Genomic DNA, 14,287 nt, shown 5'->3' with positions numbered 1-14,287 from the left:
GCGAGGGCAAGTGGCGGAGACGAAGGGATTCGAACCCTCGAGACCCTTTAGAGGTCTGCGCCCTTAGCAGGGGCGTGCCTTCGACCACTCGGCCACGTCTCCGCGTGTCCGTCTATTTGGGAATGTCTGCAAGGGCAAGCGGAAAGGTGGCGACGGGACCGATACTCTCCCGCATCGGCATAACGGGGCGTCCTGCGTCGGGCGTTCTGCGACTGGCACCTTTCGCGTTGGCAGCGCAGTCCTATCGGGCGCCGCGGCGACGCTGCCTTGCGCCAGCCTGCACCAGCCAGCCGCCGCGGGAAGGTTGGCGCTGCGTCCCGATGCCCGCCGCGCCGACCTTGCGTGAATTCCCGCCGAAGACTCTCAAGATCGGGGATGGAACCACCGAGGATGGCAAGATCCATGACGACCGATTGCACACAGTAAAGCGCACCGGGCGGCGGTCCCCTGATCGCTCTGTCGGCGGTTCTTCTGCTGGGGCTGCATGACGCATGTATTGGGCGATGCGGGCACGGCTTGACGACAGCGACCAGAAGGGACTGGCCCGGCAGGACGAGATGCGGCTACTTTTGTGCCTCGACGACGGTCCGAACGGTCGAGCCAGCCACCGGGATAGCACGGTCGTCGAAGAGATGACGCACGGCATCCATATCGGAGTGGGCTGGACGCGGGAGGACTTCATTCTGGTCCACAACAAAGGCGACCAGACACAAGCGATGCCGAAGCCGATCATCCCGTCGCTTCAGGTGAAGATGCGCGGCGGCGACCTGCCGTCGTTCAACGAATAAGGCTGGCGCTTCCTGAAGGTTCCCATCATCGGACGCCGGACCGGGTGGGCGCGCTCCGGGAACCAGGGGACGGCAAACGGAAACGGCAGCGCTGCTGGCGCTGCCGGAGCTGCCCGGACCGGGCACAATCCAATGTCCGACGGTGTAACCCTGACGGCTTAGCGCCGCACTTGCTCGTCGTCGTCGCTGCCGCAGGCCAGCGCGCAGATCAGCACCAGGCCGACCACGACCGGGACTATCCAGCCCGAACGCGGGGTTTCTGCGATAACCTCGGGCTGACCCTCTTCCTCGATGACAACCGGGCCACCGGCAAAGCTGGCCGTTGCGCCCAGAGCGATCGCCAGTGCCAGAACAGACGAAGTGATGCGCTTCATTTTCTGCGTCCTTTCAAGATGCCCCGCTGGAGTGGGTTCGCAGGATGCGATCTCGGGCATCGGATCGGGAAGAAGCAAGCACCGCCAGAAGGTGCGCGGAATGGTTTTCGCAGGCGTGTCCTACACGTCTCGGCGCGGCGCCACGAAATGCAAAGCGCGACGGCCTGACGGGCCGCCGCGCAGGTTGTCCAATTCCGGAAGGACGATCTTCACTGGCCGGTTTCGCCGCCGTCGTCGTCATCGCTGCTGCTGGCCAGCGCGGCGATCAACACCAGGCCGACCACGACCGGGACGATCCAGCCCGAACGCGGGGTATTGGCCACGACTTCGGGCTGACCCTCTTCCTCGATGACAACCGGGCCACCGGCATAGGCCGCGCCGGCGGTCATGGCCAGCGCCAGCATCGGCGCAACAAACTTATTCATGGCATTTCCTTTCGCTTGTCCGGATGAATTCCGTTGACACCTTTGGACGCTAGAGATGTCCCTGCAAAGAAACAACGGATTCGCTTCCATCTCTTACAAAGAGTCGTCGGAGTTGACTTTCTTGCAACATCGACCGGGGCTGCGCACCGACCGCAATGCCATCAGGCCGGTGCGCGGCGCGCAGCCTGATGCCGGCTTACTTCGGGGTTTCAACCGGATCGCTGCCGCTGTCGTCGCCATCACCGCCGCCGCCGCAGGCGACGATGCAGGCCAGCACAAGAAGCCCAAGCACCGGCAGGATGCCCGCCGACCGGGCAGGCTTGGCGACGACCAGTTCGTCATTGCCTTCCTCGATGATCACCGGCCCCCCGGCATGCGCGACCGATCCTGTCAGCACCATGGCAGACAACAGGCCCGCCTTCAGAACTTCCCTCATAAATACCCCCAATGTTCCGTATCACACGACCCCGCGCCCGCGATCGCGCCGCCCGGGGTCGAGCGATTTCCCTTATGACCGATCCGGCCAATCGGCAATCTTTCATGTCGCCAGAAGGCAGCCTTTCCACAGAAATCCGCCCGGATTCATCTATTGATTGTGGATGGCCGCGATAAATTAAACCATCGATAGGTGTTCCAGCCCCGCCGCAGCGCCCGGTCAGTACATCCCGGGCACCACCTGATCCGGCGGGCGGTGGCCATCGGCGAAGGTCTTGATGTTGATGATGACCTTCTCGCCCATCTCGATCCGGCCTTCCAGCGTGGCCGAGCCCATGTGCGGCAACAGGACGACATTGGGCAGATCGACCAGCCTTGGATTGATGTCCGTGCCGTGTTCATAGACATCCAGCCCCGCCCCGGCCAGTTCCCCGGCCCGCAGCGCCCGGGTCAGCGCGTTCTGGTCGATCACCTCGCCGCGCGAGGTGTTCACCACCACCGCCGAAGGCTTCATCAGCTTCAGCCGCCGCGCGTTCAGCAGATGGAAGGTCGAGGGCGTGTGCGGGCAGTTGACCGAAACGATGTCCACCCGCGCCAGCATCTGGTCCAGGCTCTCCCACCAGGTCGCCTCGTGCTCGGCCTCGATCTCGGGGCGCAGGCGCTTGCGGTTGTGGTAGTGGACCTGCAACCCGAAGGCCCGCGCCCGCCGCGCGACCGCCTGGCCGATCCGGCCCATGCCAAGGATGCCCAGCCGCCGCCCGCCCAGCCGGCCGCCCAGATTCGCCATCGGCGACCAGCCCGTCCAGCCACCTGACTTTATCAGATGCAGACCCTCGGGGATGTGGCGCACCACCGCCAGCATCAGCGCCATCACCATGTCGGCGGTATCCTCGGTCGATACGCCGGGCGTGTTCGACACCAGAATCCCGCGCTGCCGGGCGGTCGCGACGTCGATATGGTCGAACCCCGCCCCGTAATTGGCGATCAGTTTCAGCTTCTCGCCTGCCTGCGCCAGCAGGCCGGCATCGATCGTGTCGGTGATCGTCGGCACCAGCACATCCGCCCGCCGCATCGCGGCTGCAAGCTCTTCGCGCGTCATCGGCTGGTCGGGATCCCGCAGTTCGACATCGAACAGTTCCTTCAGGCGCGTCTCGACGACCTCGGGCAGGCGTCGCGTCACGACCACAGTCAGGCGGCTGGCAGGCATCCGTGTACTCCCCGACACTTCCAAATCCGACGTGCTTCGGGCAAGGTGCCGTCTAGCGGGGCAATGCACAAGACCCAGATAGAGCGGTAACGGTGGCGCGGGGCAAGCGGCACCCGGTGAGGCGGAAGATGAAACGGATCGCGGGCGTGGTGGCACTTCTGGGCGCGCTGGTCGGCGGCCCCCTGGCGGCACAGGAAGGCGAAGGGACGGGTTCGGCCGACATCCCCTCGGCCACGCCGGCCGCCAAGCCGCCGGAAAAGCAATGCCGGCCCGATGTCGGCTGCGTCACCAACCTGCCCCTGCCCCGTTTCGTCTCGTTGAAGGGCAGCGAGGGCAATGCCCGCCGCGGCCCCGGCCTGACGCACCGGATCGACTGGGTCTTCACCCGCGCCGGCATGCCCTTGCGCATCACCGCCGAATACGAGAACTGGCGCCGGGTCGAGGATGCCGAAGGCGCCGGCGGCTGGGTGCATTACTCGCTGCTGTCCGGGGTGCGCAGCGTGCTGGTGACGCTGGACATGGCGGAACTTCGCGCGGCGCCGGAAGCCTCCGCCCCCGTGATCGCCCAGGCCGAACTCGGCGTGATCGGCCGCGTCCTGGAATGCAGAACCGACTGGTGCCGCGTCGCCTTTTCGGGCACACGCGGATGGATCCGGAAGACCGACGTCTGGGGTGTGAACGCCGATGAAATCATCGACTGATCCGCGGCAAGGCGGCACGCGGCTGGCGATTTCCGCTGGCATCGCCTCGGTGCTGGTCGCCCTGATCCTTGTGGCGCTGAAGCTCTGGGCGCTTGTCGAGACCGGCGCCCTGTCGATCGCCGCCTCGCTGGCCGACAGCGCGATGGACCTCTTCATGTCGCTGGGCGCGGCGGCCGCCATCGTCTATGCCGCCCGACCGGCGGACGAGGACCATGCCTTCGGCCATACCTCGGCCGAGGATCTGGCGGCCCTTGCCCAGTCTGCCTTCATCATGGTCTCGGCCGGGCTGATCGGCTGGGCCGCGGCGCTGCGGCTGGCGTCCGATACCCCGCCGGAACTGGCTTCCGAGACGCAGGGTCTTGTGGTGATGGGGATCTCCATCGCCCTGACCCTGGCGCTTGTCTGGTGGCAGGGGCGGGTCGCGCGGCGGACCGGCAGCAAGGTCGTGGCGGCCGACCGGCTGCACTATTTTGGCGACCTCCTGCCCAGCCTCGGCGCGATCCTGGCGCTCTGGGTCTCCAGCCGCTACGGAATCGGCTCGGTCGATGCCGTGGTCGCGCTGCTGGCGGCCGGTGTCATGGCCGTCGGTGCGCTGCGGATCGGCAAGGACGCCTGGGATGCGCTGATGGACCGGGCCGCCGATCCCGCGATCCTGAAGGGCATTGCCGGCATCGCCCGGGGCTGGCCCGGCGTGCGGGGCTTCCACGATCTCAAGACGCGCCGCGCGGGCAGCCGGGTCTTCGTCAACCTGCACATCGAACTGGATGGCGACCAGTCCCTGCGCGAGGCCCACGACATCGGCGCGGGCCTGCGCCGCGCGATCCTGGAGGCCTATCCGCAGACCGATGTCATCATCCACAAGGATGTCCACGGGGAAGAGACACCGACACCAAAACAGCCATCCGGTTGACTTGGCCGGGTAATCCGACGATTATACGATTGTATAACTGGTGACTCCATGCAACCTTCCCGCCGCCTCTACCGCCGCGACAGCGAAGAGAACCGCCGCTCGGCGCTGATCGCGGCCACGCAGGAACTGGTGGCCGAGGGCGGACCCGAGGCCGCGACCGTGCGCGCCATCGCCGAACGCGCCGGCGTTACGCCCGGCCTGATTCGGCATTACTTCCAGTCGAAGGACGAGCTGAACCGCGCCGCCTATCGCAGCCTGATGGACGGGATGACCGCGAAAGGGTCGGATGCGATCGAAGGCGTCGGCGCCGCTCCGGCCGAGCGTCTGGCCGCCTTCATCGCCGCCTCGCTGCGGCCGCCGGTGCTGGATGCCGGGGCGGTGGTGCTCTGGGCGGGTTACATGCACAAGGTCCGCAGCGACCCCGAACTGATGGCGGTGCACGAAGCCGCCTATCTGGCCTACCGCGACACGTTGCAGAAGCTGATCGAACAGCTTCCGCGCGAGACCGTGCCGGGCCAGACCCGCCGCGAGGCCATTGCCTGCAACGCGCTGATCGACGGGCTCTGGGTCGAGGGCTCGCTGCTCTCCGGCACCTTCGCCCCGAACGAGGTGATCAGCATCGGCCTGCAATCGGCCGGGGCGATCCTTGGGGTTGACCTGATGGCCCATACCTCCAGACTGCCGGAATTCAACAGGACACCGACATGAGATACGCATCCGTCACCGACCGTCTGGCCGGGCTGGCCGGGGCCAAATGGGCGCTGCACGCCCGCGCCCGGGCCTTGAAGGCCGCGGGCGAGGACATCATCGAACTGACTATCGGCGAGCCGGACGTGCCGACCCCGACCCGCTTCATCGAGGCGGCGCACCGGTCCATGCTGGCAGGCCGTACAGGCTATTCCAACGGTCGGGGCGAGCCGGGCGTCGTCGCGGCGCTGGCGGCGCGCTACTCCGCCCGGCGCGGGCGAGAGATCACCCGCGATCAGGTCATGTGCCTGCCCGGCACGCAGACCGTGCTGTACGCCGTCCTGCGCGCCATGGCCGAGACCGGCGACGAGGTGCTGATCGGCGACCCGATGTATGCCACCTACGAGGGCCTGATCGCCCAGACCGGCGCAACCGCCGTGCCGGTGCCGTTGCGGCCCGAACACGGCTTTCGCATGCAGGCCTCCGATGTGGCGGCGCGGATCACTCCGCGGTCGCGCGTCCTGTTCCTGAACACCCCGCACAACCCCACCGGCGCGGTGCTGCGGACCGAGGACCTGCGCGCTCTGGGCGCGCTGGCCCGGACGCATGATCTCTGGATCCTGTCGGACGAGGTCTATGAGGATATGGTGTTCCCGGATGTGCCCTTCGCCTCGCCGCTGGACCTGCCGGACCTGGCCGAGAGGACCGTGGTCGCCTCGTCGATCTCGAAGTCCCACGCCGCGCCGGGGTTCCGGTCCGGCTGGTGCGTCGGGCCCGCCGAATTCTGCGCGCGCCTGCTGCCACTTTCGGAAACCATGCTTTTCGGCTCGCAACCTTTCATTGCCGACCTCACGAAACTTGCAGTTTCCGAACCTTCGCCGGTCGCTGCGGGAATGGTGGAGCGTTTCTCGCGCCGGGCCGCGATCATCGCACAGACCCTGGACGGCGTGGGCGGTCTGCGGGTTCACCGGCCCGAGGCGGGCATGTTCGCGCTGGTCGATGTGCGGGCGACGGGGCTCTCGGGCGAGGCTTTCGCCGCGGGTCTGCTGGAGCGCCACAGGGTCGCGGTCATGCCGGGCGAAAGCTTCGGCGCCGGGCTTCAGGGCTGGCTGCGCCTGTCGCTGACGCAACCCGACGACCGCACCGCCGAGGCCGCCAACCGCATCGCCGCCCATGCGGCCAGCATCCTGGGGAACGCAGCATGACCACCGTCGGCATCCGCCTGGTCGAGGGCCTGATCGCACGCGGCATCGACACCGTATTCGGCATCCCGGGCGTGCACACGATCGAGCTTTACCGCGGCCTCGCGACGGCGGGGGACAGGATCCGCCACATCACCCCGCGCCACGAACAGGGCGCAGGCTTCATGGCCGACGGCTATGCCCGTGTCTCGGGCAAACCGGCGGCGGCCTTCGTGATCACCGGACCGGGGCTGACCAATATCCTGACCGCGATGGCCCAGGCGCGCGCCGATTCCGTGCCGATGCTGGTCGTCTCGGGCCTCGGCCGCAGCGACACGCTGGGCAAGGGGCTGGGGCGGCTGCACGAACTGCCCGACCAGGGCGCGATGATCGCACCGCTCTGCCACACCGAAACGGTGACCGACCCGAAGAAGCTGGGCGAGGTCCTGGACCGCGCCTTCGCCGCGATGACGGCGGGGCGTCCCGGCCCGGCGCATATCCAGATCTCGACCAACATGATGGGCCAGCCCTGCGCCGAACTGCCGCCGCCCGTGGTCTCGGGCAGCGCGGTCCCCCTGCCGCTTGGCAAGCTGCGCAGCATCGCCACCACCCTGAACGAGGCCGAGCGCATCGTCATCCTGGCTGGCGGCGGTATCCGCGGCGCCGAGGCGCATCTGGTCAAGCTGGCGGAATCGATCGACGCCCCGGTGGTGCAGACGGTGAACGCCCGCGGCGCGATGTTCGGACACCGGCTCTCGGTGCCGGCCTCGCCCAGCCTGACTGCGGTCCGCAAGCTGATCGCCGAGGCCGACCAGATCCTGGCCATCGGCACCGAACTGGGGCCGACCGATTACGATGTCTATGTCAACGGCCGCGTGCCGAACCTGTCGGGCATGATCCGCATCGACATCTGCGCCGAACAGCTGGCCCGCCACCCGGCCAAGGTGCCGGTCAAGGCCGATGCCGGGGCGCTGATGGCCGCGCTCTGGCCGATGACGATCCGGGCCAACCGCGAGGGATCGGAACGCGCCGCCGTGGTGCGCGCGGCGGCGCGGGCAGAACTGGCGACGCTCTACGAACCGATGCCGGCGCATCTGGAAATGGTCGAGGCGATCCGCGACGCCATGCCCGAGGCGATCATCGTCGGCGACAGCACCCAGCCGGTCTATGCCGCCAACCTCTACTATGACCACGACCGCCCCGGCGGCTGGTTCAACGCCGCCACCGGCTATGGCGCGCTGGGCTACGCCCCCGGCGCCGCCGTGGGCGCCGCCATCGCCGCCCCCGGAACGCCCGTCGTCTGCCTGATCGGCGACGGCGGCTTGCAGTTCTCGCCCGGCGAGGTCCGCACCGCGCTGGACCACAACCTGCCGATCACCTACATCGTCTGGAACAATGCCGGCTTCCGCGAGATCGCCGAGGCGATGCGCCAGGCCCGGGTGGACCCGATCCTCGGCTGCGATCCCTCGCCTTTCGACCATGAACATTTCGCCATGGCCTGCGACATCCCCTTCGCCCGCGTCTCGCAGGACCCTTCGGAACTGGCCGAGATCCTCGACACGCCGCAGGACGGCCCGCGCCTGCTGGAGGTTCAGGCCCTCTGACGCGCCAGAAGCGGCGCCAGCAGGAACACCGCGCCGACCAGGCAGGCGGCAAAGACGAAGGCAAAGCGCAGGCCGAAGGCGCCGGCGATCAGGCCCAGAAGCGGGGGCCCGACGAAATAGCCGAAATAGCCCAGCTGCGTGGCCCGCGCGACGGCGCGGGCGCGCGCCTCGGGCGTGCTGTACTGGCCCACCAGCGAAAAGGCCGTGGGCGCCAGCACCGAGGCGCCGATGCCCATGACGAAGAAGCCCAGATAGGCCATGCCCGGCCCGCCGGCCTGCGCCACGACCAGCGCCCCCGCCGCCGCGATCACCGCGCCGGCGCGCAGGATGGTGAAGGGATCGACGCGCCCCGCGACCCACTGCCCGCCCAGGCGCGCAAATCCCATGGTCAGAGCCAGCAGCGCCGGCCCCAGCGCGCCCTCCTCGGGGCTGCCGCCAAGGGATTTCTCGATATGCAGCGCCGACCAGTTCTCGGCCGCGTTCTCGGTCATGAAGGCGATCAGCACGATCCCCCCGCCGATCACCGGAACCAGGCCCAGGGGCAGCGCGCTGCCGTCCTTCGGCTTGCGCAGCCCCTCGATCCGCCCGTTCCGCTCCAGCGTCAGGGCGGCGCAGGCCAGGCCCAGCGCCGCCATCGTGCCCATCACCGCCCCCGGCCCCCAGTTCGCCCCGCGCAGCAGGCCGGTCACGACCGCGCCCCCGGCATAGCCGAAGGAATAGGCGGCATGGGTCAGGTTCATCAGGTGCAGGCCCCGCGCCGTCTCCATCGCCGCGACGCGGGCGTTCATCAGCACATCGGTCAGCCCCGTCGCTGCGCCTGCGCAGGCCATGGCCAGCGGAAACAGCCAGACGACCGAGGCCTGCCCGGGCAACGCGAAGGCCGCGGCCATAAGCGCCACCGCCAGCGGCAAGGCCGCCCGGCCCAGTGCCGCGCCGAAGGCGGGGGCGGCCAGCATCGCGGTGATCGCCGCGATCGGGGTCATGAAGATCAGCAGGCCCAGTCCGGCCTCGTCCACCCCCAGCATCGCCTTCAGATCCGGCAGCACCGCCGCGAAGGTGCCCCATAGGATGCCCATCGCCGCAAAGGCCGCAATCGCGGGCCGGGCATAAAGGACGACGGGGATCGAGATCATCGGGCAGGCCTCGGACGACGGGAACCCGACAGCTAGCCCGGCCGCCCGGTTCCATCGCTTCCGCCCGCGACGCCGGGAGCCACCGAAAGCGACACGCGCCAAGGCCAATTTCGCACTTTCCTTCCCCCCGATTCGCCGCTATAGGCCCCCGGTCGCGCCATGCACCCTTGGAGGATGGCGGACCTATACATGGAGAGAACCTATGGCACGCAGGATCGTCGATCTTAACGCCGAGGTACGGACGGGGACAGGCAAGGGGGCCGCCCGTCAAGCCCGTCGTGAGGGCTACGTACCTGGCATCATCTACGGCGACGGGCAAGAGCCCCAGCCGATCAAGGTGAAATACAACTACCTCCTGACCAAGCTGAAGCAGGGGCGCTTCCTGCAAACGCTCTTCAACCTGAAGGTCGAAGGCCAGCCCGACGTGCATGTCGTGTGCCGGGGCGTCCAGCGCGATGTGGTCAAGGACCTGCCGACGCATGTCGATTTCATGCGCATCCACGACGACAGCCGGATCGAGCTGTTCATCCACGTCGAATTCGTCAACCATGATGCCTCGCCGGGCCTCAAGCGCGGCGGCACTCTGGTCGTGGTCCGTCCCGAAGTGGAACTGGAAGTCACCGCCTCCGACATCCCGGATCACATCACCGTCGATCTGACGGGCAAGAAGATCGGCGATGTCATCCACATCAACGATGTCCAGTTGCCGCCGGGCGTCAAGCCGACCATCGCGCGGAACTTCGTGATTGCGAACGTCGCGGCGCCTTCGGGCCTCGTGGCGGAAGAGAACGCCGAAGCCGAAGCCTGATCGGCCCGGATATTGACCGATGCGCGGGGGGCCCACGGGTCCCCCGTTGTCATTCAGGGCACCGCCCGCCTGCGACGAGAAGCCGAAGGGGCACGAGGAGCCGAAGGCGGACGAGGAGCCTCTGCCGCAATCACCCGCGCCCGAACACCAGCGTATCCTTCTTCGCGCCTTCGACTTCGGCAAACCCCTGTGCCCGCAGCGCCGCCACGATCCGCGCCACGCCTTCCGGCCCATAAACCGGCGGATGCGTCTCTACCACCACCAGCCGCACCCCGGGCAGCGGCCCCGTCAAGACCTCCAGCTCGCCCCCCTCGATGTCGCAGGAAATCACCGTGGGCGCGAACTTCGCCAGCAGTGGCCCCAGGGGCCGCACCGGCACCCGGATCACCTCGGCGTTCTCCGGCCAGCCCTTCGGCCCCTTCAGCGCACTGGCCCAGAAGGCCGGGCGCTGGCCGAACTCCACCTCGCCTTCGCCCGTCGCGACGACCGCGCCCTTCAGCACCTTGACGCCTGGAAACCCGTTCGCCGCCAGGTTCCGCCGGGCCAGCTTCACCGTCTCCGGCCCCGCCTCGACACCCATCACCGCCGCCTGCCCCACGACCCCGGCCGCCAGCGCGCAGATGAACCCCAGCCCCGCGCCCAGGTCCAGCACCCGGTCGCCGGGGCGCAGATGCCGCAACAGCGCATCGGCCTCGTGGTTTTCATACCGGCCAGATGTCAACGCGCGCTCCAGGTTCCCCTTCAGTGCTGCCTCCGGCAGGTAGAGCGTAAGGCCGCGAAGGGTGAATGCACGCATCGGGGTCCGTTCGGTTGTTTCGGGGCGCCTGCCCCGCTATATCGCACCCGATGCAGGCAACGGGAGAGCAAAGGTGAAACTCTGGGTCGGCCTCGGCAATCCCGGTGCGAAATATGCGGGCAACCGGCACAACATCGGCTTCATGGCCGTTGACCGCATTGCCGCCGACCACGGCTTTTCCCCCTGGCGCAAGGCCTTCCAGGGGCTGGTCAGCGAGGGGCGCCTCGGGACCGAGAAGGTGGCGCTGCTCAAGCCCGAGACCTTCATGAACCTCTCCGGCCAGTCCGTGCAGGCCGCCGTCGCCTTCTGGAAACTGCCGCTGACCGATGTCACCGTATTCCATGACGAGCTCGACCTCGCGCCCGGCAAGCTGCGCCTGAAACAGGGCGGCGGCCATGCCGGGCATAACGGCCTGCGGTCGATTCACGCGCACCTGGGCGACGCCTACGCCCGCGTCCGCCTCGGCATCGGCCACCCCGGCCACAAGGACGCGGTTGCCGCTTACGTCCTTCACGACTTCGCCAAGGCGGATGCAGAATGGCTGGAGGACCTCCTCCGCGGCATTTCGGACGGGGCCGAGGCTCTGGCCATGGGCGACGGGCAGAAGTTCATGAATGCCGTCAGTTTGCGCACCGCACCTCCCCGGTCCTCCACGACGAAGGACAAGACCGAGCCACAAGCGCCCACCCCTCAGCCGCAAGAAGACACCCGCAGCCCGATGCAGAGGCTTCTGGACAGGTTTCGCTAGGCCGATTTCTGCAAAGAAATCGTACCGGAGCCTTTGAAGGCTCCGACCCGGACTTTTCGAAAAGTCCGGCGCCCGGCGGATCAGCGTTCCGACCGGTTGACCAGCCCCGCCAATGCCCGACTGACCAGCGACGACACCGCAGGCCGCTCCAGCGCGACGAACGGCAGCGGCCGACAAAGTTCCATCGCCGCCACCCCCACCCGCGCCGTCAGCGCCCCGTTCACCACCCCCTCGCCGAACCGGCGCGACAGTTTCGACAGCACTCCGCCCCCCGCGACCGACCCGATCATGTCATCGGTCAGCGCCAGAGCCCCCGCTGCCACCAGCGACCCGAACACCCGGCGGAGAAGCTTCAGGCTCCCGAAACTCCCCGACCGCCCGCCGTAGATCTCGGCGATCCGCCGGATCATCCGCAGGTTCGCCACCGCCGCCGTCGCCACATCGGCCAGCGCGAGCGGCACCAGCGCCGTGACCGTCGCCACCTGCCGCGCAGCCGCCTCGATCACCAGCCGCGCCTCGGCATCCAGCGTGGTCAGAAGCTCGCGCTCTGCCAGCGCCAGCAGGGCATCGGCGTCCATTACCTCGCCCTCGCGTTCCGCCAGCCGCGCCCGGCCCCAGGCCGTATCCCCCCGCGCGGCGTACAGCGAGACGATCCCCGCAACCACCCCCCGCGCCGCCTTCAGGTCTGCCGCCACCCGCGCCTCGACGGCCCGCATCCGCAAGCTGTCCAGCCGCCCCAGCCGCAGGAAGGCCCCCCATTCGCGCAGGGCCAGCAGCAAGGCGCCAAGGACCGCCACCGCAACCAGTCCGAAAGCCACCCAGCCCAGCACCAGGTTCCGCTCCATCAGGCCCAGGACGAAATCATAGGCCGCGACCGACAGCGCAAAGCTGAACAGCGCCCCGAAGGCCCAGAGCGCAAACCGCGTCAGCCCCGATCCGCGCTTTTGCGACAAGGCCGCCACGGCCTGCATCGCCTGCCCCTCGGGCAAGCCATCCGGCACAGGGGGCGCGGCCGAAGGATCGACACCCTCCTCCATCTCTTCCAGGAACGGCTTCGGCGGACGGCTCACAACTGGTCTCCGATCAGGAACTCGACCGCCCGGTCGAGGCGAATATGCGGCGGGCCTTCGCCGGGCTTCAGGCTCAGTCGCGCCGGAGCGAAGGTCATCAGGTGATAGTCCGCATCCAGCCAGGCCTCTGCCCCCTCGCGTGCCGGCGACAGAAGGCGCGCCGGGTCCGACGGCAGCGCACCGGGATACATCAGCGCAGGTCGCCCCGTCGCTTGCAGGATGCCCCGCACCGCAGGAACCTCGACCCCGTCGCGCGTCACGCGCTCCTCCACTGTCGCCCGCAAACTGGCCAGAGACATCGCCTCGGTCCGCGCGCCCGAGAAGTCGGCCCTTTGTTTCGCCTCGGCCAAGAGCGCGCCCGTGATCGCGGTCAGCGCCGGGTGCTGTTCATGGTGCAGATGGTCGGCCTTTGTGGCGGCAAAGAGGATGCGCTCCACCCGATGCACGCCGAAAAGGCCGGAAAGCCAGCTGTTCCGGCCGGGCCGGAAGCCCGACAGGACCTCGGCCATCACCCGCCGCAGATCCTCGACCGCGCGCGGCCCCTGATGGATCGCGCCCAGCACGTCGGCCAGCACGACCTGTCGGTCGATCCTGGCGAAATGGTCGCGGAAGAAGGGGCGGACGACCTTCGATTTGTAGGCCTCGTACCGCCGCTCCATCTCGCGCCAGAGGCTGGAGCGGCCGGTGCTGGCCGGTTTCGGCAGGGGGGCGAAGGTCAGGACCGGCGACCCCGCCAGATCACCGGGCAGAAGGAACCGGCCGGGGGTGACATCGACCCTCCCGGCGTCGCGGGCGACGGTCAGGTAGGCGGTGTAGGTCTCGGCCAGTTGGCGGGCCTTCGCCTCATCCAGCCGCAGGGCGCCGTCCTCGGCGCGGGCAAGCGCAAGGTAGGCGGCAGCCTCGGGGCGCTTTTCCAGGCGCGAGAGCGAGGCTTCGGACCAGGCCTCGTAAGTCTTGTCGAGAAGCGAAAGGTCCAGAAGCCACTCGCCCGGGTAATCGACGATGTCGAGGTGGAGCGTGCGCGGCCCCCGCCAGGACGCCAGGAGCCCGGCGGGTCGGACGCGGAAGGACAGCCGCAGTTCGCTGATCGCGCGGGTCGAGGCGGGCCAGCGGGGGTTGTCGCCGGTCAGGGCGGCGAGGTGGGCCTCGTAATCGAAGCGGGGAAGCGTCACGTCGGGCTGGGGTTGCAGATAGACGGCCTGGATGCGACCCTCGGCCTGGGCGCGCAGCTGCGGCATCCGGCCCCGGTTCAGCAGATTGGCAACCAGCGCGGTGATGAAGACGGTCTTGCCCGCCCGCGACAGGCCGGTCACGCCGAGGCGGAGGGTGGTGTCGAACAGGGTCTCGGACAGGGTGGCCCCGGCCCCTTCGATCCCGCGGGTGATCCCGTCCGTCAGTCCGGAAAATGCCACGGTCCGTC

Annotated in this window: 16 protein-coding genes and 1 tRNA gene; 8 read left to right on the top strand and 9 right to left on the bottom strand. The window is 68.5% G+C overall.

Annotated features, from left to right (window positions below; genetic code table 11):
• Window positions 1-11 precede the first annotated feature (11 nt).
• Window positions 12-102, bottom strand: a tRNA-Ser gene (locus G8O29_RS13950).
• A 401-nt stretch (window positions 103-503) separates the two neighbouring features.
• On the opposite strand from G8O29_RS13950, the gene G8O29_RS13945 reads away from it, so the two are divergent.
• Window positions 504-788: a hypothetical protein gene (locus G8O29_RS13945; RefSeq protein WP_207623828.1), complete on the top strand. Its 285-nt coding sequence runs from the start codon at window positions 504-506 to the stop codon at window positions 786-788.
• 158 nt (window positions 789-946) lie between these two features.
• Here G8O29_RS13945 and G8O29_RS13940 read toward each other — a convergent pair whose 3' ends face one another.
• The 4 genes from G8O29_RS13940 to G8O29_RS13925 all read right to left on the bottom strand — a co-directional run bounded on the left by G8O29_RS13940 (window position 947) and on the right by G8O29_RS13925 (window position 3,229).
• Window positions 947-1,162 carry a hypothetical protein gene (locus G8O29_RS13940; RefSeq protein WP_166403835.1) on the bottom strand — a complete coding sequence of 72 codons (216 nt, stop codon included), beginning with the start codon at window positions 1,160-1,162 and terminating at the stop codon, window positions 947-949.
• A 209-nt stretch (window positions 1,163-1,371) separates the two neighbouring features.
• Entirely contained in the window at window positions 1,372-1,587 is a 216-nt protein-coding gene (locus G8O29_RS13935; RefSeq protein ID WP_166403834.1) for a hypothetical protein, read from the bottom strand.
• 196 nt (window positions 1,588-1,783) lie between these two features.
• A complete protein-coding gene (locus G8O29_RS13930; RefSeq protein ID WP_166403833.1) occupies window positions 1,784-2,023 on the bottom strand; it encodes a hypothetical protein in 240 nt (79 codons plus the stop codon).
• A gap of 219 nt (window positions 2,024-2,242) precedes the next feature.
• Complete coding sequence (locus G8O29_RS13925) at window positions 2,243-3,229, bottom strand: 2-hydroxyacid dehydrogenase (RefSeq protein ID WP_166403832.1); 987 nt, start codon at window positions 3,227-3,229, stop codon at window positions 2,243-2,245.
• A gap of 128 nt (window positions 3,230-3,357) precedes the next feature.
• Between G8O29_RS13925 and G8O29_RS13920 the strand changes: the two genes are divergently transcribed.
• From G8O29_RS13920 to G8O29_RS13900, 5 genes are read left to right on the top strand one after another with little or no spacing between them, the layout of a single operon-like run.
• Window positions 3,358-3,930: an SH3 domain-containing protein gene (locus tag G8O29_RS13920; protein WP_166403831.1), complete on the top strand. Its 573-nt coding sequence runs from the start codon at window positions 3,358-3,360 to the stop codon at window positions 3,928-3,930.
• Window positions 3,914-4,840 (top strand): cation diffusion facilitator family transporter, encoded by a 927-nt coding sequence (locus tag G8O29_RS13915; RefSeq protein ID WP_166403830.1) that lies wholly within the window; start codon window positions 3,914-3,916, stop codon window positions 4,838-4,840. The genes G8O29_RS13920 and G8O29_RS13915 overlap by 17 nt, the downstream gene beginning before the upstream one ends.
• Before the next feature lie 48 nt (window positions 4,841-4,888).
• Entirely contained in the window at window positions 4,889-5,548 is a 660-nt protein-coding gene (locus tag G8O29_RS13910; protein ID WP_166403829.1) for a TetR/AcrR family transcriptional regulator, read from the top strand.
• Complete coding sequence (locus G8O29_RS13905) at window positions 5,545-6,732, top strand: pyridoxal phosphate-dependent aminotransferase (RefSeq protein WP_166403828.1); 1,188 nt, start codon at window positions 5,545-5,547, stop codon at window positions 6,730-6,732. The genes G8O29_RS13910 and G8O29_RS13905 overlap by 4 nt, the downstream gene beginning before the upstream one ends.
• Window positions 6,729-8,312 carry a 5-guanidino-2-oxopentanoate decarboxylase gene (locus G8O29_RS13900; protein ID WP_166403827.1) on the top strand — a complete coding sequence of 528 codons (1,584 nt, stop codon included), beginning with the start codon at window positions 6,729-6,731 and terminating at the stop codon, window positions 8,310-8,312. Before G8O29_RS13905 ends, G8O29_RS13900 begins: the two co-directional genes overlap by 4 nt.
• Here G8O29_RS13900 and G8O29_RS13895 read toward each other — a convergent pair.
• The gene (locus G8O29_RS13895; protein WP_166403826.1) at window positions 8,300-9,445 is read right to left on the bottom strand and encodes an MFS transporter; all 1,146 of its coding nucleotides are present in this window, start codon (window positions 9,443-9,445) and stop codon (window positions 8,300-8,302) included. The two genes, G8O29_RS13900 and G8O29_RS13895, sit on opposite strands and share 13 nt — an antisense overlap.
• Before the next feature lie 202 nt (window positions 9,446-9,647).
• On the opposite strand from G8O29_RS13895, the gene G8O29_RS13890 reads away from it, so the two are divergent.
• Window positions 9,648-10,253: a 50S ribosomal protein L25/general stress protein Ctc gene (locus G8O29_RS13890; RefSeq protein WP_166403825.1), complete on the top strand. Its 606-nt coding sequence runs from the start codon at window positions 9,648-9,650 to the stop codon at window positions 10,251-10,253.
• Window positions 10,254-10,383: 130 nt separating this feature from the next.
• Here the strand turns inward: G8O29_RS13890 and G8O29_RS13885 are convergent, their stop codons facing one another.
• Window positions 10,384-11,049, bottom strand: coding sequence for an FkbM family methyltransferase (locus tag G8O29_RS13885; protein WP_166403824.1), 666 nt, complete (start codon window positions 11,047-11,049; stop codon window positions 10,384-10,386).
• Between the two features lie 73 nt (window positions 11,050-11,122).
• On the opposite strand from G8O29_RS13885, the gene pth reads away from it, so the two are divergent.
• Window positions 11,123-11,797 (top strand): aminoacyl-tRNA hydrolase, encoded by a 675-nt coding sequence (gene pth, locus G8O29_RS13880; protein ID WP_166403823.1) that lies wholly within the window; start codon window positions 11,123-11,125, stop codon window positions 11,795-11,797.
• Between the two features lie 80 nt (window positions 11,798-11,877).
• Here pth and G8O29_RS13875 read toward each other — a convergent pair whose 3' ends face one another.
• Together G8O29_RS13875 and G8O29_RS18515 are read right to left on the bottom strand one after the other, a co-directional pair.
• Window positions 11,878-12,834: a YcjF family protein gene (locus G8O29_RS13875; RefSeq protein WP_242679121.1), complete on the bottom strand. Its 957-nt coding sequence runs from the start codon at window positions 12,832-12,834 to the stop codon at window positions 11,878-11,880.
• Window positions 12,835-12,863: 29 nt separating this feature from the next.
• Complete coding sequence (locus tag G8O29_RS18515; RefSeq protein WP_367890181.1) at window positions 12,864-14,279, bottom strand: YcjX family GTP-binding protein; 1,416 nt, start codon at window positions 14,277-14,279, stop codon at window positions 12,864-12,866.
• Between the last annotated feature and the right edge of the window lie 8 nt (window positions 14,280-14,287).

The organism is Rhodobacter calidifons (assembly GCF_011174775.1).
GTDB classification, from domain to species: Bacteria; Pseudomonadota; Alphaproteobacteria; order Rhodobacterales; family Rhodobacteraceae; genus Tabrizicola; species Tabrizicola calidifons.
The sequence above is the reverse complement of the archived record's forward strand: the minus strand, read 5'-3'. Positions and strand labels throughout refer to the sequence as shown.

Bases quoted from the DNA above. Each gene is read 5' to 3' on its own strand.
- G8O29_RS13935 (WP_166403834.1), bottom strand. From the start codon at position 1,587: ATGAATAAGTTTGTTGCGCCGATGCTGGCGCTGGCCATGACCGCCGGC.
- G8O29_RS13885 (WP_166403824.1), bottom strand. From the start codon at position 11,049: ATGCGTGCATTCACCCTTCGCGGCCTTACGCTCTACCTGCCGGAGGCA.
- G8O29_RS13920 (WP_166403831.1), top strand. From the start codon at position 3,358: ATGAAACGGATCGCGGGCGTGGTGGCACTTCTGGGCGCGCTGGTCGGC.
- G8O29_RS13925 (WP_166403832.1), bottom strand. From the start codon at position 3,229: ATGCCTGCCAGCCGCCTGACTGTGGTCGTGACGCGACGCCTGCCCGAG.
- G8O29_RS13930 (WP_166403833.1), bottom strand. From the start codon at position 2,023: ATGAGGGAAGTTCTGAAGGCGGGCCTGTTGTCTGCCATGGTGCTGACA.
- G8O29_RS13900 (WP_166403827.1), top strand. From the start codon at position 6,729: ATGACCACCGTCGGCATCCGCCTGGTCGAGGGCCTGATCGCACGCGGC.
- G8O29_RS13915 (WP_166403830.1), top strand. From the start codon at position 3,914: ATGAAATCATCGACTGATCCGCGGCAAGGCGGCACGCGGCTGGCGATT.
- G8O29_RS13910 (WP_166403829.1), top strand. From the start codon at position 4,889: ATGCAACCTTCCCGCCGCCTCTACCGCCGCGACAGCGAAGAGAACCGC.
- G8O29_RS13875 (WP_242679121.1), bottom strand. From the start codon at position 12,834: ATGGAGGAGGGTGTCGATCCTTCGGCCGCGCCCCCTGTGCCGGATGGC.
- G8O29_RS13945 (WP_207623828.1), top strand. From the start codon at position 504: ATGCGGGCACGGCTTGACGACAGCGACCAGAAGGGACTGGCCCGGCAG.
- G8O29_RS13890 (WP_166403825.1), top strand. From the start codon at position 9,648: ATGGCACGCAGGATCGTCGATCTTAACGCCGAGGTACGGACGGGGACA.
- G8O29_RS13940 (WP_166403835.1), bottom strand. From the start codon at position 1,162: ATGAAGCGCATCACTTCGTCTGTTCTGGCACTGGCGATCGCTCTGGGC.
- G8O29_RS13895 (WP_166403826.1), bottom strand. From the start codon at position 9,445: ATGATCTCGATCCCCGTCGTCCTTTATGCCCGGCCCGCGATTGCGGCC.
- G8O29_RS13905 (WP_166403828.1), top strand. From the start codon at position 5,545: ATGAGATACGCATCCGTCACCGACCGTCTGGCCGGGCTGGCCGGGGCC.